This is a genomic window from Agromyces sp. NPDC057679 (assembly GCF_042799635.1).
Lineage (GTDB): Bacteria > Actinomycetota > Actinomycetes > Actinomycetales > Microbacteriaceae > Agromyces.
Window position 1 is genome coordinate 505,813 of the sequence record NZ_JBHVIK010000003.1, and the last position, 20,743, is coordinate 526,555.

General features: G+C 70.3%; 19 protein-coding genes and 2 tRNA genes. 7 read left to right on the forward strand and 14 right to left on the reverse strand.

The genetic code is table 11. From position 1 onward, the window contains the following. Window positions 1-94: 94 nt before the first annotated feature. The 4 genes from ACFVAJ_RS15330 to dut form a co-directional block, all read right to left on the reverse strand. Entirely contained in the window at window positions 95-2,941 is a 2,847-nt protein-coding gene (locus ACFVAJ_RS15330; RefSeq protein ID WP_376945844.1) for an aconitate hydratase, read from the reverse strand. A 153-nt stretch (window positions 2,942-3,094) separates the two neighbouring features. Then, on the reverse strand, window positions 3,095-3,877 hold the full coding sequence (locus tag ACFVAJ_RS15335) for a DUF3159 domain-containing protein (protein WP_376945547.1): 783 nt from the start codon (window positions 3,875-3,877) through the stop codon (window positions 3,095-3,097). Window positions 3,878-3,879: 2 nt separating this feature from the next. Next, window positions 3,880-4,500 (reverse strand): DUF3710 domain-containing protein, encoded by a 621-nt coding sequence (locus ACFVAJ_RS15340; protein WP_376945549.1) that lies wholly within the window; start codon window positions 4,498-4,500, stop codon window positions 3,880-3,882. Further along, window positions 4,497-4,955, reverse strand: a complete 459-nt coding sequence (dut, locus tag ACFVAJ_RS15345) for a dUTP diphosphatase (protein WP_376945551.1) — start codon at window positions 4,953-4,955, stop codon at window positions 4,497-4,499. The genes ACFVAJ_RS15340 and dut overlap by 4 nt, the downstream gene beginning before the upstream one ends. Window positions 4,956-5,069: 114 nt before the next feature. Here dut and ACFVAJ_RS15350 point away from each other — a divergent pair, with 114 nt between their 5' ends. After that, the gene (locus ACFVAJ_RS15350) at window positions 5,070-5,534 is read left to right on the forward strand and encodes a DUF3093 domain-containing protein (RefSeq protein ID WP_376945553.1); all 465 of its coding nucleotides are present in this window, start codon (window positions 5,070-5,072) and stop codon (window positions 5,532-5,534) included. On the opposite strand, the gene ACFVAJ_RS15355 is transcribed toward ACFVAJ_RS15350, so the two are convergent. Next, on the reverse strand, window positions 5,531-5,824 hold the full coding sequence (locus ACFVAJ_RS15355) for a DUF4193 domain-containing protein (RefSeq protein WP_026378289.1): 294 nt from the start codon (window positions 5,822-5,824) through the stop codon (window positions 5,531-5,533). The genes ACFVAJ_RS15350 and ACFVAJ_RS15355 overlap by 4 nt on opposite strands. A gap of 195 nt (window positions 5,825-6,019) precedes the next feature. Between ACFVAJ_RS15355 and sepH the strand changes: the two genes are divergently transcribed. After that, complete coding sequence (gene sepH, locus ACFVAJ_RS15360; protein WP_376945555.1) at window positions 6,020-7,111, forward strand: septation protein SepH; 1,092 nt, start codon at window positions 6,020-6,022, stop codon at window positions 7,109-7,111. A gap of 191 nt (window positions 7,112-7,302) precedes the next feature. Continuing rightward, window positions 7,303-7,596 carry a hypothetical protein gene (locus ACFVAJ_RS15365; RefSeq protein WP_376945557.1) on the forward strand — a complete coding sequence of 98 codons (294 nt, stop codon included), beginning with the start codon at window positions 7,303-7,305 and terminating at the stop codon, window positions 7,594-7,596. Here the strand turns inward: ACFVAJ_RS15365 and ACFVAJ_RS15370 are convergent. From ACFVAJ_RS15370 to ACFVAJ_RS15405, 8 genes are all read right to left on the reverse strand, one after another. Continuing rightward, entirely contained in the window at window positions 7,593-8,786 is a 1,194-nt protein-coding gene (locus tag ACFVAJ_RS15370) for a benzoate/H(+) symporter BenE family transporter (protein ID WP_376945845.1), read from the reverse strand. The two genes, ACFVAJ_RS15365 and ACFVAJ_RS15370, sit on opposite strands and share 4 nt — an antisense overlap. Before the next feature lie 15 nt (window positions 8,787-8,801). Beyond that, window positions 8,802-10,079 carry an ATP-dependent Clp protease ATP-binding subunit ClpX gene (clpX, locus tag ACFVAJ_RS15375; RefSeq protein ID WP_376945559.1) on the reverse strand — a complete coding sequence of 426 codons (1,278 nt, stop codon included), beginning with the start codon at window positions 10,077-10,079 and terminating at the stop codon, window positions 8,802-8,804. A 114-nt stretch (window positions 10,080-10,193) separates the two neighbouring features. Beyond that, on the reverse strand, window positions 10,194-10,952 hold the full coding sequence (locus tag ACFVAJ_RS15380) for an AAA family ATPase (protein WP_376945561.1): 759 nt from the start codon (window positions 10,950-10,952) through the stop codon (window positions 10,194-10,196). A 9-nt stretch (window positions 10,953-10,961) separates the two neighbouring features. After that, window positions 10,962-11,630, reverse strand: coding sequence for an ATP-dependent Clp protease proteolytic subunit (locus ACFVAJ_RS15385; RefSeq protein ID WP_376945563.1), 669 nt, complete (start codon window positions 11,628-11,630; stop codon window positions 10,962-10,964). A gap of 26 nt (window positions 11,631-11,656) precedes the next feature. Then, window positions 11,657-12,241 (reverse strand): ATP-dependent Clp protease proteolytic subunit, encoded by a 585-nt coding sequence (locus ACFVAJ_RS15390; protein WP_376945565.1) that lies wholly within the window; start codon window positions 12,239-12,241, stop codon window positions 11,657-11,659. 73 nt (window positions 12,242-12,314) lie between these two features. Continuing rightward, window positions 12,315-12,806 carry a tetratricopeptide repeat protein gene (locus ACFVAJ_RS15395; RefSeq protein WP_376945567.1) on the reverse strand — a complete coding sequence of 164 codons (492 nt, stop codon included), beginning with the start codon at window positions 12,804-12,806 and terminating at the stop codon, window positions 12,315-12,317. Between the two features lie 94 nt (window positions 12,807-12,900). Beyond that, window positions 12,901-14,361 carry a trigger factor gene (gene tig / locus ACFVAJ_RS15400; protein ID WP_376945569.1) on the reverse strand — a complete coding sequence of 487 codons (1,461 nt, stop codon included), beginning with the start codon at window positions 14,359-14,361 and terminating at the stop codon, window positions 12,901-12,903. Between the two features lie 49 nt (window positions 14,362-14,410). Continuing rightward, window positions 14,411-14,484 (reverse strand) — tRNA-Pro (locus ACFVAJ_RS15405). Between the two features lie 180 nt (window positions 14,485-14,664). On the opposite strand from ACFVAJ_RS15405, the gene ACFVAJ_RS15410 reads away from it, so the two are divergent. Next, window positions 14,665-18,441: an SCO7613 C-terminal domain-containing membrane protein gene (locus ACFVAJ_RS15410; protein ID WP_376945571.1), complete on the forward strand. Its 3,777-nt coding sequence runs from the start codon at window positions 14,665-14,667 to the stop codon at window positions 18,439-18,441. A 110-nt stretch (window positions 18,442-18,551) separates the two neighbouring features. Continuing rightward, window positions 18,552-18,622: transfer RNA gene (locus ACFVAJ_RS15415), tRNA-Gly, on the forward strand. A gap of 67 nt (window positions 18,623-18,689) precedes the next feature. On the opposite strand, the gene ACFVAJ_RS15420 is transcribed toward ACFVAJ_RS15415, so the two are convergent. Then, complete coding sequence (locus tag ACFVAJ_RS15420) at window positions 18,690-19,085, reverse strand: SHOCT domain-containing protein (protein WP_376945573.1); 396 nt, start codon at window positions 19,083-19,085, stop codon at window positions 18,690-18,692. A gap of 169 nt (window positions 19,086-19,254) precedes the next feature. On the opposite strand from ACFVAJ_RS15420, the gene ACFVAJ_RS15425 reads away from it, so the two are divergent. Beyond that, window positions 19,255-19,743 carry a Dps family protein gene (locus ACFVAJ_RS15425; RefSeq protein WP_376945575.1) on the forward strand — a complete coding sequence of 163 codons (489 nt, stop codon included), beginning with the start codon at window positions 19,255-19,257 and terminating at the stop codon, window positions 19,741-19,743. Between the two features lie 43 nt (window positions 19,744-19,786). Beyond that, window positions 19,787-20,731: an alpha/beta fold hydrolase gene (locus ACFVAJ_RS15430; RefSeq protein ID WP_376945577.1), complete on the forward strand. Its 945-nt coding sequence runs from the start codon at window positions 19,787-19,789 to the stop codon at window positions 20,729-20,731. Window positions 20,732-20,743 lie beyond the last annotated feature (12 nt).

The following is a 20,743-nucleotide window of genomic DNA, read 5'->3' on the forward strand; positions in this document are numbered from 1 at the left end:
GGAACGAGTCTACGCCGGGCAGGCTGTGAGCCCGGGCAGACGAGGGGGCGATCGGCGGAATCGCCGATCGCCCCCTCGTCGAAAGCGTGTCGCGTCAGACCAGGCTGCGCAGCACGTACTGCAGGATGCCGCCGTTGCGGTAGTAGTCGGCCTCACCCGGCGTGTCGATGCGGACCACCGCGTCGAACTCGACGGGCTGCTTGCCCTCGGCCGAGAACTCGCTCGGCGCCGCGGTCACGCGCACCGTCTTCGGGGTGACGCCCTCGTTCAGCTGCTCGAGGCCCGCGATCGAGACGATCTCGGTGCCGTCGAGGCCGAGCGACTCCCAGCTCTGGCCGGCCGGGAACTGCAGCGGCACGACGCCCATGCCGATGAGGTTCGAGCGGTGGATGCGCTCGAAGCTCTCGGTGATGACCGCCTTGACGCCGAGGAGGCTCGTGCCCTTCGCCGCCCAGTCGCGCGACGAACCCGAACCGTACTCCTTGCCGCCGAAGATGACGAGCGGAGTGCCCTGCGCCTGGTAGTTCTGGCTCGCGTCGTAGATGTACGACTGCGGGCCGCCCTCCTGCGTGAAGTCGCGGGTGAACCCGCCCTCGACGACCTGGCCGTCGTTGACGGCCGAGACGAGGAGGTTCTTCAGGCGGATGTTGGCGAAGGTGCCGCGGATCATGATCTCGTGGTTGCCGCGACGCGAGCCGTAGGAGTTGAAGTCCTTGCGGTCGACGCCGTGCTCGGTGAGGTACTGCGCCGCAGGGGTGCCGACCTTGATGTTGCCGGCCGGGCTGATGTGGTCGGTCGTCACCGAGTCGCCGAGCGTCGCGAGCACGCGTGCACCCGAGATGTCGGTGACCGGCGTGAGCTCCATCGACATGCCGTCGAAGTACGGCGCCTTGCGCACGTAGGTCGAGTCGGCGTCCCACTCGAAGACCGGGCCGGTGGGCGTCGGCAGCGTCTTCCACCGCTCGTCGCCCTCGAACACGGTCGCGTACTGCTTGATGAACTGCTCGCGCGAGATCGACGAGTCGATGATCTCCTGCACCTCTTCGGGCGCGGGCCAGATGTCCTTCAGGAAGACGTCGTTGCCGTCGCCGTCCTTGCCGAGCGGGTCGACCTCGAAGTCGAAGTTCATCGAACCGGCCAGCGCGTAGGCCACGACGAGCGGCGGCGACGCGAGGTAGTTCATCTTGACGTCGGGGCTGATGCGGCCCTCGAAGTTGCGGTTGCCCGAGAGCACCGCCGTGACCGCGAGGTCGTTGTCGTTGATGGCCGCGGAGACCTCTTCGATCAGCGGACCGGAGTTGCCGATGCAGATCGTGCAGCCGTAGCCGACGGTGTAGAAGCCGAGGCCCTCGAGCGACTTGTCGAGTCCGGACTTCTCGTAGTAGTCGGTGACGACCTTCGAGCCCGGGCCGAGGGTGGTCTTCACCCACGGCTTGGTCTTGAGGCCCTTCTCGAGCGCCTTGCGAGCGAGCACGCCCGCCGCGATCATGACCGACGGGTTCGAGGTGTTGGTGCACGAGGTGATCGCCGCGAGCGCCACCGAGCCGTGGTTCAGCGTGAACGACGGGCCGCCGGCAACCGTCACCGGCGTCGGCTTCGAGACCGTCTTCGGCGCGTGCGAGTGGTGGTGGTGCTCGTGGTGGCTCGACTCGTCTTCGGGGGTGAACCCGGGCGGGTCGGAGGCCGGGAACGACTCGGAGATCGTCAGGTCGACGAGGTCGTGGTCGACGTCGGCGTAGTTCGTGAGGTCGAGCTCGAACTGCTCCTTCGAGCGCGAGAGCAGGATGCGGTCCTGCGGACGCTTCGGGCCGGCGATCGACGGGACGACGGTCGAGAGGTCGAGCTCCATGTACTCGCTGAACTCGGGCTCGTTGTCGGCGTCGTGCCAGAGCTTCTGCACCTTGGCGTACTGCTCGACGAGCGCGACCGCGGCCTCGTCGCGACCGGTGAGGCGCAGGTAGTCGAGGGTGACGTCGTCGATCGGGAACATCGCCGCGGTCGAGCCGAACTCGGGGCTCATGTTGCCGATGGTGGCGCGGTTGGCGAGCGGCACCGACGCGACGCCGGCGCCGTAGAACTCGACGAACTTGCCGACCACGCCGTGCTTGCGCAGCATGTCGGTGATCGTGAGCACGACGTCGGTCGCGGTCACGCCGGCGGGGATCTCGCCGGTGAGCTTGAAGCCGACGACGCGCGGGATGAGCATCGACACGGGCTGGCCGAGCATGGCCGCCTCGGCCTCGATGCCGCCGACGCCCCAGCCGAGCACGCCGAGGCCGTTGACCATGGTCGTGTGCGAGTCGGTGCCGACGCAGGTGTCGGGGTAGGCGCGGAGGACGCTGCCGCCGTCGGGGGTGGACACGGTGCGGTCGTAGACGACCTTGGCCAGGTGCTCGATGTTGACCTGGTGCACGATGCCGGTGCCCGGGGGCACCACCTTGAAGTCGTTGAACGCGGTCTGGCCCCAGCGGAGGAACTGGTACCGCTCGCCGTTGCGCTCGTACTCGATCTCGACGTTGCGCTCGAGCGCGTTCTCGGTGCCGAAGAGGTCGGCGATGACGGAGTGGTCGATGACCATCTCGGCCGGCGAGAGCGGGTTGATCTTGTTCGGGTCGCCGCCGAGCGCGGTGACCGCCTCGCGCATGGTCGCGAGGTCGACGATGCAGGGCACGCCGGTGAAGTCCTGCATGACGACGCGCGCCGGCGAGAACTGGATCTCGGTGTCGGGCTCGGCGTGCGGGTCCCACGAGCCGAGCGCCTCGATCTGCTCCTTGGTGACGTTCGCGCCGTCCTCGGTGCGGAGCAGGTTCTCGAGCAGCACCTTCAGGCTGAACGGAAGCTTCTCGTGACCCGGCACGGTGTCGAGTCGGAAGATCTCATAGGACTCATCACCGACGCGGAGCGTGTCCTTCGCCCCGAAACTGTTCACTGCAGACACGATGTCCTCTCCTTCGCGGATGCCGGCGACGACGCGCACGACATTCCATCTTCTCCGTCAGACATGGGGCGGTACCAGCAAGGGTAACCTAAGCCGATCGCCAGCCGACAGGCCTCGCACCTCGTGCGAATTTATCTTGACGTCGAGATAACTCTATCACTCGCCGGAGCGCGACGAGGACGGGTAGACGGCACGCACGACGAGCCAGGAGAAGACGAGCACGAGCGCATACAGCGGCACCCCCATGAGCAGACGCATGGCGCCGAGCGCCTCGACGTTGTTCGCGAGATAGAAGGGGACCTGCACCGCCAGACGCGCCACGAAGAGCCCGATCCAGACGAGGGTGAGGAACTGCGCTGCGCGGTACTTGCGACGATCCTGCTTCCAGGCGAGGCCGTCGCCCATGAGGAAGCCGACGATGAGCCCGATCGCGGGCCACCGCACGAGCAGGGAGATGAGGAGCGCCAGCGCGTACGCCGCGTTCGTGAAGAAGCCGAGGACGTAGTTGTCGCGCGCGTCGCCCGACCAGAGGGCCAGCGCCGCCGACGCGAGCACGCCCACGAGCCCCGCGATCGCCTGGGTCGGCTGGCCCTTCGCCACGAGCCGGGCGATCGTGAACACGACCGCGAGACCGACCGACGCCCCGAGCGCCGGCACGAGCGCCGCCTGCGCGTCGTAGCCCGCGAAGCTCGTCAGCGAGCTGTAGACCACGAGGAAGACGAGGCCGGGCAGCAGCGCCTCGAGGATGCCCCGCACACCGCCGACCGCGCCGAGCAGGTCGCGCCCGCTCAGCTGCTCGTCCCGCGCGAGCGCGCCGAGGCCGCTCTTCTCGGCGGCGGCCGCGAGCTGGCGACCGAACTCGGCCGCGTCCGCGCCCGAGTCCTCCGGAGCATCCCGCCCGTCGTCGTCGGGGCGCGCTGCGCCCGGCACCTCCGACACGGCTATGCCGTCGGAGCGCCCGCGGAGGACGCGGGCATCCGCAGCGGGATGAGGTCGCGGGGAGGCATCGGCGTCGCGCCGCGCACCACCACGATCGAACGGAAGAGGTCCTCGACCTGCGCCGCCGCAGCGGGGTCGACCGCGGCCTGGCCGGCGATGACGCCACGGAGGAACCACCGGGGGCCGTCGACGCCGATGAAGCGCGCGAGCCGCATCTGGCCCTGCTGACCCTCACCGGCCGCAACCGGGATCTGCGCGAGGAGCTCGGGACCGAAGGTGCCCTCGCGCACCGTGGTCGTGCCGCCCTGGCGGGCGATCTGCTCGGCGATCTGTGCGCGGATCTCGTGCCAGAGACCGCTCGAACGCGGCGCGGCGAACGGCTGCACCTGCAGGGTCGAATTCGCGAAGTCGAGCCCGATCGCCACGACGCGCTTCGTGCCCTCCTCGACCTCGAGGCGGAGGTGCAGTCCCTCGCGCGGCAGCACCTTCACGCCGCCGAGGTCGACGTACGGACGGACCGGATTGGCCTCCGACTCGTCGAAGGGACCCGCGCTCGCCCGATCGTCGGGTGCGGACTTGGGCTGGTCGACGACCGGGCCGTCGGTGTTCTCGATGTCGCTCACGCGTTCACTCCTGACTTGTGCTCCCCGAATCCCGTGGAGCCGAATCCACCCTCGCCGCGCAGACTGCTCGGGAGTTGCTCGACCTCGACGAAGCGCGCGCGGCTGACGGGCATGACGACGACCTGGGCGATGCGGTCGCCGGCCTCGATCGTGTACGCCTCGCGTGCGTCGGTGTTGAGCAGGGCGACCTTGATCTCGCCGCGATACCCGGCGTCCACCGTTCCCGGCGCGTTCACGATCGTGATGCCGTGCTTGAACGCCAGCCCCGAGCGCGGGACCACGAACGCCACGTAGCCCTCGGGCAGCGCGATCGACACGCCGGTGCTGACGGTCGCACGCTCCCCCGGGGCGAGGATGACGGACTCCGCGGCATGGAGGTCGGCCCCGGCGTCGCCATCGTGGGCGTAGCTCGGGATGCGTTCGGCAGTGATCAGGACGTCGACGGAATCGGTCACCGTTCGAGGGTAGTGCAGAACTCTGGAGTCGGAACGCGACGATTCACTCCGAACGCCCCGGTCGCCGACCCCGCCCGATCACCGGGCAGTGCAGAAGTCTGGTCTGATAGACACATGCCCGAATACCACGAGAGACTCTGGCCCACACCGTGGATCTACATCGCCAGCCTGCTCCTCATCCCCGCGAGCATCCTCGTGCTCGCCCCCGTCTCACTGCCCGCGGGCATCGCCACGGGAGTGATCCTCTATCTCGCGGCAGTGGGCGCGCTCACGCTCACGGCTCCCACCATCGAGGTCCGCGCCGGCCGATTCCGCGCCGGGCGCGCCGAGATCGCGGTCGGGCAACTCGGTGAGGCGGTCGCGGCCGACGAGACCGCCGCGCGCATCGAACGCGGCACAGGACTCGATGCACGAGCGTTCCTCGTCATCCGCGGCTGGGTGCGTCCGGTCGTGCGCGTGCCGATCCTCGACCCGGCCGACCCGACGCCCTACTGGCTCGTCTCGAGCCGTCGACCCAAAGAACTGGCCGCCGCGATCAACGGATCACGACGGCCTGAAAGTGAGGAGCGCAGCGCCTAGGACGCGCACTCCAGGCAGATCGGCCCGAGCTTCGTCTCGTGGTCGATCTGCGAACGGTGCTTCACCAGGAAGCAGTTCACGCAGGTGAACTCGTCGGCCTGGGGCGGAAGCACGACGACATCGAGCTCGACGTCGGAGAGGTCTGCACCGGAGAGGTCGAATCCTCCGGGGTTGTCGGCATCGTCGACATCCACCACTCCCGACATCTTGTCGGGGACGCGTTCCTTGAGGGCCTCGATCGACTCCGAGTCGTCTTCGGTCTTCCGCGGGGCGTCGTAATCCGTTGCCATTCCCATCCATTTCCTCATGCGCCGAAGATTCGGCGGCCATAGTCTGCATCAAAACGAGTACGTAAGCAAACCCTCTGCACACCCGTTCCCCGATGCAACGTGCTCAACTTCCGCCGCGCCCGCGCTATTCCCGCGGGCAGCACCGGCGACGTGGCATCCTTGGGCGGAGACGAAAGCACGGAAGGGCTTGTCGCGATGCAGGAACTCAAGGTAATCGGAGTCGAGAACGGCGCGTTGCTCGCTGCCTCCGACGATGGCGCGCGCTTCCGGATCGAGATCGACGAGGTGCTCCAGTCGCGGATCCGGCAGGCTCAACCCGAACAGCACACCGGCCCCAAACCCTCGCCCCGCGAGGTCCAGGCGCACATTCGTGCAGGCATGTCTGCCGAGGAGGTCGCCCAGGTCACCGGCGCGTCCGTCGACTACATCCGGCGATTCGAGGGCCCCGTGCTCGCCGAGCGCGACCACGTCGTCACCTCGGCCCTCGCCGTGCCCGTCAACCTCGGCGTCGAGGCCGACCCCGCCGACGAGCCCGCGACCTTCGGCGGCGTGATCCGCGACCGACTCGCGAAGCTCGGCGCACAGGGCGAACGGTGGGCGAGCTGGAAGGACGAGGAGCGCGGCTGGATCGTCAAGCTCGAGTTCACCGCCGACACCATCGACCACGACGCACGCTGGACCTTCGAGCCGCGCAAGCAGTCGCTGCAGCCGCTGAACTCCGAGGCGATCACGCTGTCGCAGCAGGGCGAGCTCAAGGGCGGGCTCATCCCCCGCCTGCGCGCGGTCGGCCCCGACTCCGACGAGTCGAGGTTCGACAGCGGCGCCTTCACGTTCGACGAGATGGACCACGGCGACAACGACACGGCACCCCACCTCGAACCGCTCCCGTACGCCCGCACCTCGCAGACGTCGAGTCCCGCGGTCGCGCGCGCCGCGATCAAGCGCGCCGACGAGCCGAAGCAGTCGCTCGGCGAGACGGCCGACCTGCTCGAGGCGCTGCGCCGCCGCCGCGGTGAGCGCGAATCGGCGACCGTCGATCATGAGGCGCCCCGCCAGGCTCCCGCTCCGTCCGATGCGCCCGCGCCGATCGCCCCCGCGGCGGCCGTCGAGACGCCGCCCGAACCTGCGGACGAGCAGCCCGGTGCCGGCGCGCGCAGCATCTGGGGCAAGGTCTCCTCGCCGTCGAGCAGCAACAGCACGGCCCGCAACCAGAAGAAGGGCCGCGCCTCGATGCCCAGCTGGGACGAGATCGTGTTCGGCGCACGCACCGACGACGACCTGGCCTGAGCCGTACCGCTCCCGACGGCCCGAGCAGCATCCGCTGCCCGGGCCGTCGTCGGTTCTCATCGGCATGCATCGGCGCCGACCACGACGACGCGAGTTTCGCCCGCCGCGGCTCGGCACCCGCCCGATCGTCTCGCGACGGCGGTGCTAGAATTCGAACACATGTTCGAATGATCGTTCGGGTCGGAGGTGCCGTGCTCCACGTGGAGGAATCCGTCGAGTTGTGGACGGACGACGCCGGGACCCCGCTGCGGCTCGTCTGGCGATCACGGCGGTTCCGCGTCACCGACACCCCGACCGTGCTCGTCGGCGGGTGCGGGTGGTGGCGTCCGTTCGCCGAGTACGACGTCTCCCCCGGGCGGGCGCCGCTCGAGATCTCGGGCTGGCGGTTCCAGGCGAGCACCGCCGACGGCGAGACCCACGTCTTCGACGTCGAACCCGAGCCGGGTGCCGACGCCCGGTGGCGGGTCGTGCGCGTCTTCGACTAGTCGTCGTGGTCGTGCCGGCCGACGGTCGGCTCGGGTGCAGTCGGCGCAGCGGCCGGTCGCAGCCACAGCATGAGCACGCCGCCGACGACGAGCCCCCAGAACGCCGAGCCGATCCCCGCGACCGCGACGCCCGAGGCCGTCACGAGGAAGGTGCCGATCGCCGTGATCCGGTGCGCGGGCGCCTCGAGCGCCGTGCTGATCGACGTGACCAGCGCGCCGAGGAGGGCGAGCCCGGCGACGGCGGTGATGATGATCGGCGGCGAAGCCTGCACGATCGCGGCCGCAAGGCCGGCGCCGACGCCGAGCAGCAGGTAGACGACGCCCGATGAGACCGTCGCGATCCAGCGGCGACGCGGGTCGGGCGCCGCCTCGGGGCTCGCCATGATCGCCGCGGTGATCGCGGCGAGGTTGATCGCGTGGCCGCCGGTCAGCGCCGCCGCCATCGAGGCGGCCCCCGACGTCACGAGGACCGGCCGAGGCCGCAGCCGATAGCCGAACGTCGACATGATGGCGAAGCCGGGGACGTTCTGACCCGCCATCGTCACGATGAACAGCGGCAGGCCGAGGCTCACGATGACGAACGGGTCGAACACGGGGGCGACGAACTCGAGTCGCGGCACCACGGCGTCGCTGCCGAGCACGGCGGGGCCCGCGATGACGGCGATGCCGACGACCGCCACGAGCATGGCGGCCGGCACCGCCCAGCGCGGCGCCAGCCGGGCGAGCAGCAGCCAGACGAGCACCATCGGGATCGCGATCGCGGGTTGCTCGATCGCGGCGGTCACCGGGGCGATGCAGATCGGGAACAGGATGCCGGCGAGCATCGCGCTGGCGATGGGCTTCGGGATGCTCGTGATCGCCCGGCCGAGCGCCGGCCACAACCCCGAGAGCACGATGAGCGCCCCGCACACGAGGAAGGCGCCGGTCGCGGCGGCGAAGTCCTGGGTGGTGCTCGCCGCCGCGACGAGCAGTGCTGCGCCCGGGGTCGACCAGGCGAACGACACCGGAACGCGCATGAGGATCGGCAGCACGATGCAGGTGATGCCGGTCGCGAGACACAGCGCGAAGAGCCCGGAGGCGGCCTGCGAGTCGCTCGCGCCGACGGCGACGAGCCCGGCGATGACGAGCGCGAACGAGCTGGCGAACCCCGTGATGGCGGCGATGACGCCCGCGACGACGGTGTGGAAGATGGGCGGCGCTCTCGCCTACGCCGACTTCTCGGCGCGACGCGGCTTGTGCGGAACGATCGTCGGCGCGGCGTTGTCGAGCACGGCCGCCTTCGTCACGACCACCCGGGCGACACCGGTCGAGGACGGCACCTCGAACATGATCGGTCCGAGCACCTCCTCCATGATCGCGCGAAGACCGCGGGCACCCGTCTGGCGGAGCACCGCCAGGTCGGCGATCGCCTCGAGCGCGGCCTGTTCGAAGTCGAGCTCGACGCCGTCGAGCTCGAACATGCGCTGGTACTGCTTGACGAGGGCGTTCTTCGGCTCGGTGAGGATCTCCATCAGGGCCTCCTGGTCGAGCGGCGTCACCGTCGCCACGACCGGGAGCCGGCCGATGAACTCGGGAATGAGCCCGAACTTGTGGAGGTCTTCGGGGAGGACCTCGCTGAAGATGTCGGCCTCGTCCTCCTTGTTGTGGAGGGGGGCGCCGAACCCGATGCCGCGCTTGCCGGCACGCGAGGAGATGATGTCTTCGAGGCCGGCGAACGCGCCGGCCACGATGAACAGCACGTTCGTCGTGTCGATCTGGATGAACTCCTGATGGGGATGCTTGCGCCCGCCCTGCGGCGGGACCGAGGCGACCGTGCCCTCGAGGATCTTCAGGAGCGCCTGCTGCACGCCCTCGCCGGAGACATCCCTCGTGATCGAGGGGTTCTCGGCCTTGCGGGCGATCTTGTCGACCTCGTCGATGTAGATGATGCCGGTCTCGGCGCGCTTGACGTCGTAGTCGGCGGCCTGGATGAGCTTCAGGAGGATGTTCTCGACGTCTTCGCCGACGTAGCCCGCCTCGGTGAGGGCGGTCGCATCGGCGACGGCGAAGGGCACGTTGAGCTGCTTCGCGAGCGTCTGGGCGAGGTAGGTCTTGCCGCAGCCCGTCGGGCCGATCAGCAGGATGTTCGACTTCGCGATCTCGACGTCGTCGTGGGCGCGATCGGCGGACGTCAGCGTCGCCTTCGCACGAACGCGCTTGTAGTGGTTGTAGACCGCGACGGCGAGCGCCTTCTTCGCGGCCTCCTGGCCGATGACGTACTCCTCGAGGAAGGCGAAGATCTCCTTCGGCTTCGGCAGCTCGAACTCGCCGGTCTCGGTCTCGCCGGCCTCGGCCAGACGTTCCTCGATGATCTCGTTGCAGAGCTCGACGCACTCGTCGCAGATGTAGACGCCGGGTCCGGCGATGAGCTGCTGGACCTGCTTCTGGCTCTTTCCGCAGAAGGAGCACTTCAGCAGATCGGCGCTCTCTCCGATGCGTGCCATCGAAACCCTCCCTGTCGACGAGTCTGTTCCGAGCCTAGCCCGAGATCCGGCGGTTGCGGCGTAGCCGGCGCGATTCGACACGCCACCGGGTTCGCCCGCCGCGAACCGTCGGCATCAGTCGATGAGGTGACGCAGGTACCGCCGAGGGTCGTCGAGGTACGAGCGCCAGTGGGCGACGAGTTCGAGGTCTTCCCACGCCGACTCGCGGATGCCCCACTCCCCCAGCTCGAGGATGGTCGCTCCGGGGACCGAGGCGAGGATCGGCGAATGCGTCGCGCAGATGACCTGCGTGCCGCGCGCGACCATGCGGTCGAGCCCGGCGATCCAGCTGAGCGTCGATGCGAACGACAACGCCGCCTCGGGTTCGTCGAGGCAGACGAGCCCGGCGGTGAACTGCGGGTGGTCGAGCTTGTTGTCGAGGAGGTCGTTGAACGATTCGCCGTGGCTCAGCGAGTGCAGGTGCCGGTCGGGACTGTCGGGCAGCTCCTCGAGGTAGCTGTAGTAGCCGTGCATCGTCTCGGCCCGGAGGAAGAATCCCCATCGCGGCGCCAACGGGCTGCGCTCGACGCGCAACCACTCGCCGAGCGGCGACTCGCTCGGGCGGGTCGCCCGGCCGCCGTTGCTGCTGCCGCCCTCGGGCGGGAGCCCGTACGCGGTCGCGATGCCCTCGAGGAGCGTGGACTTGCCGCTGCCGTTCTCACCGACGAGGAAGGTGAGGCCCGGCATGAAGTCGAGTCCGCGGTCGTCGATGAGCTGCGCGATCGCCGGGATCGTCGCCGGCCACGCCGCGGGATCGATCGAGGCATCCGAATACAGCGAAACGCGGCGGAGGGCCCGGCTGTCGTCCAGCCGGTCCTCCGCCGCGTTCGTCACGCTGCGAGGCTACCGGGTGATCGCCGGCAGGCTCTTGCGCGAGGTGAGCACCTGGTCGATGAGGCCGTACTCGAGCGCTTCGTTCGCCGAGAGGATCTTGTCGCGGTCGATGTCGGTGTTGACCTGCTCGGGCGTGCGGTTCGAGTGGCGCGAGAGCGTCTCCTCGAGCCATCCGCGCATGCGCAGGATCTCGGCCGCCTGGATCTCGATGTCGCTCGCCTGGCCGTGCCCCGCCTCACCCATGGCGGGCTGGTGGATGAGCACGCGGGCGTTGGGCAGCGCGAGTCGCTTGCCGGGCGTGCCGGCGGCGGCGATGACCGCGGCGGCGGAGGCCGCCTGGCCGAGCACGACGGTCTGGATCTGCGGACGGATGTACTGCATCGTGTCGTAGATCGCCGTCATCGCGGTGAACGAGCCACCGGGCGAGTTGATGTAGAGGATGATGTCGCGGTCGGGGTCCATCGACTCGAGCACCAGGAGCTGGGCCATGATGTCATCGGCCGAGGCGTCGTCGACCTGCACCCCGAGGAAGATGATGCGATCCTCGAAGAGCTTCGCGTACGGGTCCTGACGCTTGTAGCCGTAGGCGGTGCGCTCCTCGAAGCTCGGCAGGATGTAGCGCGAGCCCGGTGCCTGCACGCCGTTGAAGGCGGTGCCACCGAAGGCGGGGATGTTCATTCGCTCGTTCTCTCTTCTCTCGATGCCTACGCCTGGGTTCCGCCGCCGCCGGCGACGTCGAGCGCCGACTCGCGGATGTGGTCGACGAAGCCGTACTCGAGGGCCTCCTGCGCGTTGAACCAGCGGTCGCGGTCGCCGTCGGCGTTGATCTGCTCGACGGACTTGCCGGTCTGCGCCGCGGTGATCTCGGCGAGCCGCTTCTTCATGTCGAGGATGAGCTGCGCCTGCGTCTGGATGTCGCTCGCGGTGCCGCCGAAGCCGCCGTGCGGCTGGTGCAGGAGCACGCGCGCGTTCGGCGTGATGTACCGCTTGCCCTTGGTGCCCGCGGTGAGGAGGAGCTGCCCCATCGACGCGGCCATGCCGATGCCGACGGTGACGATGTCGTTCGGCACGAACTGCATCGTGTCGTAGATCGCCATGCCGGCCGTGATCGAGCCACCGGGCGAGTTGATGTAGAGGTAGATGTCCTTCTTAGGGTCCTCTGCGGCGAGCAGCAGCAGCTTCGCCGCGATCTCGTTGGCGTTGTCGTCGCGCACCTCGGAGCCAAGCCAGATGATGCGGTCCTTCAGCAGTCGATCGAAAACACCGGTGCCTGGTGTCGGTTCGGCCATGTGTCGCTCCGTTTCGGTTGTCGCGTTGAATCGAATCTATCCGGTGCAACGCGCGCGAACCGGGCTGTTCGCCCTAGGCGGATGCCGCGAGTTCCACCGCGTAGGCGGCGAGCGACACGCGATACCGCGGCAGGTGGGGTGCGAGGGCGGCGAGGGCGTCGGAGGCCGCCCGGCGGGCGTCGCCCGCATCGACCCGCGCGAGCGCGCGGAACGCGACGACCGCGTCGCGGAGCTCGCCCGCATCGGGCTCGATCTCGTCGAGCAGCGCGATCGACTCGAGCGGCCGCCCGAGGTTGCGGATTGTCGAGGCGAGCTGGATGTGGGCCTGCACGCGCTCCGAGCCGGTGAGGCCTCCGTCGATCGCTCGGCGGTAGAGCGGTTCGGCCTCGGTCTCGAGTCCGGCCGAGTCGCGTGCGCCCGCCCGCTCGAAGAGTGCGACCGGGTCGTGCTCACCCCGTTCGGCGGCCAGCGCGTCGATGCGCTCGATCACCTCGAGGTCGCCCAGCTCGTCGGCCGCGGCCCACACCTCGTCGACCCGTCGCTGCCACTCGTTCGCCTCGGTCATCCGGTCTGCCTCCTCTTCGTCGTGACGTCGCCTCATGGAGACGACGAAAGGGCCGAGCGAGAACGCTCGACCCCTTCGCAGTGCGATGCGGGAATTACTCCGCGTCGGCCTTCTTCGGCGCACGCTTGCGAGCCGGCTTCTTCTCCTCGGCGGGGGCCTCGGCGGCCTCCTCGGCCGGCGCCTCGGCGGCGGCCTTCTTCGGAGCGCGCTTCTTCGCGGCGGGCTTCTTCTCCTCCGCGGGAGCCTCGGCGGCCTCGTCGGCAGCCTCGTCGTCGCCGCCCACGGCCGTGAACTCGGAGAGGTCGACGGCGTTGCCCGAGGCATCCGTCACCTTCGCCTTGCCGAGCGCGATCGCGAGCGCCTTGTTGCGCGCGACCTCGCCGACCATTGCAGGGATCTGACCCTGCTGGCTCAGGATCTGCACGAACTCGTTCGGGTCCATGCCGTACTGGGCCGCACCCTGCACGAGGTACTGGGTGAGCTCCTCCTGGCTGACCTGGACCTTCTCGGCCTCGGCGATCGCGTCGAGGAGGATCTGCGTCTTGAACGCCTTCTCGCTCGACTCGGCGACCTCGGCGCGGTGCACGTCGTCCTCGAGGCGGCCTTCGCCTTCGAGGTGACGGTGCACCTCGTCGTCGATGACGCCCTGGGCGACCGGCACGTCGGCGAGCTCGAGGAGCTTCTCGACGAGGAGGTCGCGAGCCTGGTTGCCCTGGCCGAAGACCTTGTTGCGGCCGGCCTGCTCCTTGAGCGAGGCGGTCAGCTCGTCGAGGGTGTCGAACTCGCTCGCGATCTGCGCGAAGTCGTCGTCGGCCTCGGGGAGCTCGCGCTCCTTGACGGCGCCGACGGTGACGGTGATCTCAGCGGTCTCGCCCTCGTGGTCGCCGCCGAGCAGCTTCGAGGCGAAGGTGGTGGTCTCGCCGGCCGAGAGCGTGTCGAGCGCCTCGTCGATGCCCTCGAGCAGCTCGCCCGAGCCGAGCTCGTACGAGATGCCGCTCGCGGTGTCGACCTCGGTGCCGTCGATCGTGGCGACGAGGTCGAGGGTCACGAAGTCGCCGGACTTCGCGGGGCGGTCGACGGTGATGAGCGTGCCGAAGCGGCTGCGCAGGCGGTCGAGCTCCTCGGTGACCTCGTCGTCGCCGACCTCGACCGAGTCGACCACGAGCTCGAGGCCGTCGTAGGCGGGCACCTCGATCTCGGGGCGGACGTCGACCTCGATGGCGAGGAGCAGATCGCCCGAGAAGTCCTTCTCGCTGGGCCACTCGACGATGTCTGCCTCGGGGCGGCCCATCGGGCGCAGCTCGTGCTCGGCGACGGCGGCGCGGTAGAAGCCGTCGAGGCCCTCGTTGACCGCGTGCTCGAGCACGGCGGCCTTGCCGACGCGCTGATCGATGATGGGCGGCGGCACCTTGCCCTTGCGGAAGCCGGGCACGTTGACCTGCTCGGCGATGTGCTCGTACGCGTGGGCGATGCTGGGCTTCAGCTCGTCGGGCGTCACCGAGATGGTGAGCTTGGCGCGAGTGGGGCTCAGCTTCTCAACCGAAGTGGTCGGCATGGGGAAGATCTCCTGTTGTGTGGAAGTTCGTGTCGAGTCGAGAAACTCGTCGGGGCGACAGGATTCGAACCTGCGACTTCCCGCTCCCAAAGCGGGCGCTCTACCAAGCTGAGCTACGCCCCGAGTCGCCGACTCAACTCGTCGATTCACCCGCACGGGCATGCCGAAACACACGTCAGGCGGGTGGACCCCGGAAAGTCTACTGCACACGCGGTGGGCGTTGCTGATCGCACCGACCGGCCGACACGGCGCGCCTGTGGAGCGATCACGCGATCCGGGTCGCTCGGCTGGCAGAGTGTCGCCATGACCGACCGACCCACCGCCGCCCCCGACGGCGCGCTGCGCTGGCCCGCCGACCCCTCGTTCTTCGTCGACACGACGCGCTGCCCCGCCTGCTTCACGCCGCTCGCCTCCGCGCGCTGCACCGCGTGCGGGCTCGACCTCGGCGTGCCCGCATCGGTCGAGCTGCTCCAGGTCGGCACCCGTCTCCACGCCGAGAGCGCCACCCGGGCGGAGCTCATCGCGCGCATGCGCGCAGCGCAGGCGGCGGCGATCGTGCAGCCGGTCGAGGTGCGTCCGCCGGCTGCGGCGCACGTGCCGCAGGCGAGCACGACGGCACAGTTCGCGGATGCCACTGCCGCATCCGTCACACCGCCGCCGCCGGTCGTGGCGGCGCCGGCTCCTGCACCGGCGACCTCAGCGCCGGCACCGCCGACATCAGTGCCGACGCCCGGACGGGGCGTCGCGCCCGAGACATCCCCATCGCCCGTCGGTGCGGCCGCCGCCCGACCCGCGCGCCGCTCGGGCGTCCAGGTCTTCCTGCTCGGGCTCGGCGTCGTGCTGCTCTCGATCACCGCGATCGTGTTCCTGTTCTACGCGTACCTCGTGGCGAGCCTCGAGGTCCGTTCGGTCATCACCGCCGCCCTGAGCATCGCGGTGCTCGGCATCGCCTGGCTCCTCCGCGCCCGACGGCTTCCCGGAACGGCCGAGGGCGTCGCGTCCGTGGCCGTCGTCCTGCTGCTGCTCGACGTCTGGATCGTGCGGGCGAACGGGCTGTTCGGCACCGACGCGCTCGACGCCGTCGGGTACACGGGCGGTGCCCTGCTCGTGGTCGCGGCGGTGCTCGCCCTCGCGCGCCGCGTCACGGGCATCCGGACGACGGGCTACACCGCCGCGGCGCTCCTGCCGATCTCGGCCTACCTCCTCGCCTCCCAGCTCGCGCCCGCGGGCGACCCGGTCACCGGGGTCTGGGCGGGTTCGCTCGCGGCCGCGGTGCTCGGCGCCGCAGCCCTCGCCCTGCCGCCGCTCGTCGAACGCACGATCCTGCTCGCCGCGGGGTTCGCCGGGGGCGGCCTGGCGCTGCTCACCGCGGCCTGGACGATGCCCGAGGTGGCGTGGCATCCGCTCTGGGGCTTCCTCGGCGCCGCCGCGGTCTGGCTCCTCCTCGTCATCGCGCTGGGCGCGCGGAGGGCCGACGTTCCCGCGGTGTGGCGCGCCGCCGCCGCCACGGCGTTCGGGCTCAGCACGGCGCTGGCACCCGCGGTGGCGATCGCCGTCGACGTCGACCCCGGCATCGCGATCTGGCTCGCTCCGGCCGCGACCGGCATCGTGCTCTGCCTCTTCGCGCTCGCCCTCCGGCGGGCAGGTGCACGACCGGGGCCAGAGGCCGGCGCCTTCCTCGGCGCCGCGCTCGTCGCAGCGGGCTCGGCCGTGCCCGGCGCCCTCCTCGGCATCGCCGCGACCGGTGCGCGCGTTCTCGCGGACGGGATCCCCGCCCCGGGCTTCAGGGGCGACGGTGGGCTCGGTCTCGATGCCGCCACCGAACTCGGTGCCGTGCTGCTCCCCGTCGTCGTCGCCCTCGGCGGAGCCGCGACGCTCGCGATCCTCGGCCGCCTCCGCCGCTTCATCGCGCTCCCCGTCGGCGCGGTGCTCGCCGCGCTCATCGTCGTCGGGGCGGTCGTCGATGCACCGTGGGCGACCGCGTCGATCTGGCTCGCCGTGGCGCTCGGCGCGCTCGCCTGGGCGGGCTTCACCCGCCGCACCACGGGCGGCCTGCTCGGGGTCGCCGCAGTCGCGGGCGTGTCGGCCGCGATCCTCGCCGAGCTGTTCGGCTTCACCGCTCCAGAGGTCTGGCCCGCGACGTGCGCGGCCGCGCTCGCGGCCGCCGTCGTCGGGCGCGCCCTCGCGGGCCGCATCTGGGGGGCGCAGTCGACCGCGATCGGCATCGTGCACGTCGTCATCGCGGCCGTGCTCGCCGTCATCGCCCTCGCCTCGCTCGTGTGGTGGCTCGAGTCGCGTGGGGTGCGGTTCGACGAGCCGCAGGCCGCGCCGTGGCTGGTCATCGGCATCGGCGCCTCGCTGCTCGTCGGCGTCGCCGGCGTCGTGCGTCTCGGCACCTCGGGCGACCGCATCGCGTTCACCGTCCCCCTGCTCGCGAGCGCCGTCGTCGCCGCCGGCGAGTTCGTCGTCGATCATCCGGATGCCACGTGGTCGTGGCTGCCGGCAGTACTGCTCGCCGCGGCATCCGCGCCCTGGCTGCTGCGGCGCTCGGCGCCGCTCGGCCTGCGCATCGCCGCCGCCGCGATCGGCCCGCTCGCACTCGGCGCGGGCAGTGGGCTGCTCGCGCTCGACCTGGCCGGCCCTGACGCGCTCACCTACGCCGTGGCGGGCGCCGCCCTCGCCTGCGCCGGATTCGCGCACCTCGTGGCGCGCGGCCGCGGCGACGTCGCCATGATCGGCTGGTCCGCTGCGGTCGGCCTGCTCGGGCTCCTCGCGATCACGTCGGCGCTCGCGGGCGCGGGCGAACCCTGGCTGGCCTTCGCCATCCTGGCGCCGGTTCCGATCGTGCTCGCCGCGCTCGCCGGCGATCCGATCGGCGGCGAGCGCCCCCTGCGTCACTTCTCCTGGCTGAGCGCGGTCCTCGCGGTCCTCGCGGTCTGGAGCCGCCTCCTCGGCGACGGCGTCGAGGAGGTCGAGGCGTACACGCTGCCGCTCGCGGCGGCGCTCATCGTGTGCGGTGCGCTCATCACGTGGCGGCGCGCACCCGACGGCACGAACTCGCGCGGCCGCACCGCACTGTTCGCCGTCGCCGCCGGCGTCGCGGTGCTGCCGAGCATCGCCTCGGCCGGCGCGTCCGAGCTGCGCACCCTCGTGCTCGTCGCCGGGGGCGCCGTGGTCGCCATCGCGGCCGGGTTCCTCCCGCAGCACCTGCGCGGCGTGCCCGTTCGACTGCTCGGCGCGGCGACCGGTTGGACGGCCGTCACCGGTGCGGCGCTCGTTCGCGGCATCACCGTCGCGCAGACCGGCGACGGCGGCCTGCCGCCGGAGTTCTGGCCCGTCGTGGCGCTCGCGACGGGCATCGTCGTCACGGCGGTCTGGGCTCGGACGGACTCCCGGCCCGAGCTCGTCGCGGAGGTCGGCCTCGCTGCTTCGCTCGTCGCAGCCTCGCTGCCGACGCTCCTCGCGATCGTCTCCGACGACGCGTCGTCGTTGCGGGCGGCCGTGCTCTTCACCGTCGTGGGCGCCGCTCACGTCACCGGTGCCACGATGCGGGCACGTCCGATCGCCGGCCCGATCTTCGCGTGGACGACCCGTGGCATCCTCGTGCTCGGCGGCCTCATCGCGCTCGTGAGCACGACCGTCGACCCGTTCGACCTCGTCACCGCACCGGTCGGACTCGCCTTGGTCTCCGCGGGAGCCGTCGCGATACGTCGCTCCCCCGAGCTCGGCAGCTGGCCCGCCCTCGGTCCGGGCCTCGCGATCCTGCTGGTGCCGTCGCTCCTCGCCGACTTCGTCGACCCCGAGCTGTGGCGCATCGTCGCACTCGCGGCCGTCGCGCTCGCGACCCTGCTCGCCGGCGCGACCCGCCGGCTGCAGGCGCCGTTCATCCTCGGCGGCGGGGTGCTGCTCGTGCACGCGCTCGTGCAGTTGTGGCCCGCGATCACCTGGCTCTACGAGGCCGTGTGGTGGTGGCTCTGGCTCGGCATCGCCGGCGTGCTGCTCGTCGTGCTCGCGGCGACGTACGAGCGTCAGCTGCGCCTCGCGCGCACCACGATCAGCTCGATCGGCGCGTTGCGATAGGGGAATCGTCGGGGTGGCGCCGGCATCGTTCAGGCCCGCCCCGACGGCCGACGTGCACGAAGGGGGCGACGGCGTGTACTACGATGATCCAGTGCCCGCGAGCGGGTCACGGGGATGTAGCTCAATGGTAGAGCCTCAGTCTTCCAAACTGATTACGCGGGTTCGATTCCCGTCATCCCCTCCGAAACAGCCGAAACGGCCCGCGACGACGTCGCGGGCCGTTTCGCTTCTCCAGCGAAGCGTCAGCGTCAGAACTTGTTGCCGAGCGCCTTGTTCTTGATCGCCTCGAACTCGCCCTGCGTGATCGTGCCGGCGTCGAGCAGCGCCTTCGCCTTCGCGATCTCGTCGGTCGGGCTCGCGAACGAGACCGAGCGGATGTACTCCTCGCTGTACTCCTCGTACTCGTCCTGCTTGCGCGCCGACCGCTCGGCCATGCCGCTGCCTCGCGCGATCAGGTAGACGAGCGCGGTGACGAACGGCACGAACACGAGGAAGATCAGCCAGACGGCCTTCAGCCAGCCGTTGAGCGAGTGGTCGCGGAAGACGTCGATGATGATGTAGATCAACGCGAACAGGTACGCGACGTAGGCGAATGCCCAGAACAGGAACCAGAACCAGTCCCAGAGACTGTTGAGGAAGAACATGTGCGCAGACCCCTCTCGATCGGAATGAGCACAAACTATCGGGTCGCCACGGCGCCGGGGAAGAACGACGCGCGAAGTCAAGCCCGGTCAGCCTTGCCTCTCCTTCCTTGAAATACCCGGGCATCTGCGTAGCGTTGAAGAAGACATCACTCCAGGGAAGGTGGACACGATGACCGACATCCAGACCGCACCGAAGACCGGATCGAACGCCGACGTCGCCGCAGGCGTCGCCCAGTACCTCACCCCCGTCGTCCACGAGCTCGTGGCCCTCGCCGTCAACGGCAAGCAGGCCCACTGGCACGTTCGCGGGGCGAACTTCATCGCCGTGCACGAACTCCTCGACGAGGTCGTCGCCCACGCGCAGGACTGGTCGGACCTCGCGGCCGAGCGCGTCGTCGCCCTGGGCCTGCCGATCGACGGCCGCCTCGGCACCGTCGCGTCCAAGAGCGGCGCGAAGGATCCGAAGCTCGGCTTCCTGCCCTACGACGAGGCCATCGCCGACGTCGTCACGCAGATCGATCTGGCGACCGAGAAGGTCAACGCCGCGATCGAGGGGCTCGGCGAGCTCGACCCCGCCAGCCAGGACGTCGTGATCGAGATCCGCCGCGGCCTCGACAAGGACCGCTGGTTCCTCTTCTCCCACATCGCCGTCAAGTAGGCGAAACGTGGCGCGTTGACGGGCCCGGGTGCAGAATGCCGGTATGACGGCGGATGCATCCGGGCCCGCGCCGTCTCAGCGTGACGCACACGCCGAGACGGCCTCGAGCCGGCATCGTGAGCGCAAGACGCCCAAGCGCCCGCAGTCGACGCTCGCCGAGCACTGGACGACCGTCGACGGGCTCGACGTGTTCTACCGCGAGTCGCCCTCGCCGCCGCCGGGCGCGCCCGTGGTCATGCACGTCCACGGGTTCGGGCTCTCCGGTCACTACCTGCTGCCGACGGCCGAGCTCCTCGCCGACGACTTCCACACGCTCGTGCCCGATCTCCCGGGGTTCGGCCGCAGCGCCAGGCGGTCGCGGTCCGAGCTGACGCTGACCTCGCTCGCGGAGGCGGCCGCCCGTTTCCTCGACGCTCGCGGAATCGAGAAGGCCACCCTCCTCGGCAATTCGATGGGTTGCCCCGTCATCTGCGAGTTCGGCCACCACTTCCCCGACCGCCTCGAGCGCGCGATACTCGTCTCCCCCGCGGGCGGCCTGCACAATCAGCCGCTCGTGCGGGCGATGGCGCAGCTCGCGCGCGACGGCGGCCGCGAACCGACCCGCATGGTGCGCGTCGCCGCACCCGACTACCTGAAGTTCGGCGTCGCGAGCACCGTCAAGATGTTCGGCGCGCTCACCCGGTACCCGACGCTCGAACGGCTCCTCGCGCTGCCCGTCCCGATCCTCGCCGTGATCGGCGATCGCGACCCGCTCATGCCCGATCCGAAGCGCGTGCACGAGGTCGTCGCCCACGTCGACGCCGACGTCACGGTCGTCGTGATGGAGGGCGCGGCGCACGCCATCAACTTCAGTCACCCCGGTGAGCTCGCGCACATCATCCGGCAGTACATGGCCGACGAGGCGATCACCGACGACCCCGACTCCCCCGGCGGGACGAGGGTCGTCGAGCTCCATCGCGGGCCGCGGCGCCGGTCGTCCGACGGCTGACCGTGGCGGGCC

Coding starts and splice junctions, on each gene's coding strand:
- ACFVAJ_RS15395 (WP_376945567.1), bottom strand. CDS start 12,806: ATGACCGAGGCGAACGAGTGGCAGCGACGGGTCGACGAGGTGTGGGCC.
- tig (WP_376945569.1), bottom strand. CDS start 14,361: ATGCCGACCACTTCGGTTGAGAAGCTGAGCCCCACTCGCGCCAAGCTC.
- ACFVAJ_RS15425 (WP_376945575.1), top strand. CDS start 19,255: ATGACCGACATCCAGACCGCACCGAAGACCGGATCGAACGCCGACGTC.
- ACFVAJ_RS15410 (WP_376945571.1), top strand. CDS start 14,665: ATGACCGACCGACCCACCGCCGCCCCCGACGGCGCGCTGCGCTGGCCC.
- ACFVAJ_RS15350 (WP_376945553.1), top strand. CDS start 5,070: ATGCCCGAATACCACGAGAGACTCTGGCCCACACCGTGGATCTACATC.
- ACFVAJ_RS15355 (WP_026378289.1), bottom strand. CDS start 5,824: ATGGCAACGGATTACGACGCCCCGCGGAAGACCGAAGACGACTCGGAG.
- ACFVAJ_RS15385 (WP_376945563.1), bottom strand. CDS start 11,630: ATGAACATCCCCGCCTTCGGTGGCACCGCCTTCAACGGCGTGCAGGCA.
- sepH (WP_376945555.1), top strand. CDS start 6,020: ATGCAGGAACTCAAGGTAATCGGAGTCGAGAACGGCGCGTTGCTCGCT.
- clpX (WP_376945559.1), bottom strand. CDS start 10,079: ATGGCACGCATCGGAGAGAGCGCCGATCTGCTGAAGTGCTCCTTCTGC.
- ACFVAJ_RS15420 (WP_376945573.1), bottom strand. CDS start 19,085: ATGTTCTTCCTCAACAGTCTCTGGGACTGGTTCTGGTTCCTGTTCTGG.
- ACFVAJ_RS15390 (WP_376945565.1), bottom strand. CDS start 12,241: ATGGCCGAACCGACACCAGGCACCGGTGTTTTCGATCGACTGCTGAAG.
- ACFVAJ_RS15430 (WP_376945577.1), top strand. CDS start 19,787: ATGACGGCGGATGCATCCGGGCCCGCGCCGTCTCAGCGTGACGCACAC.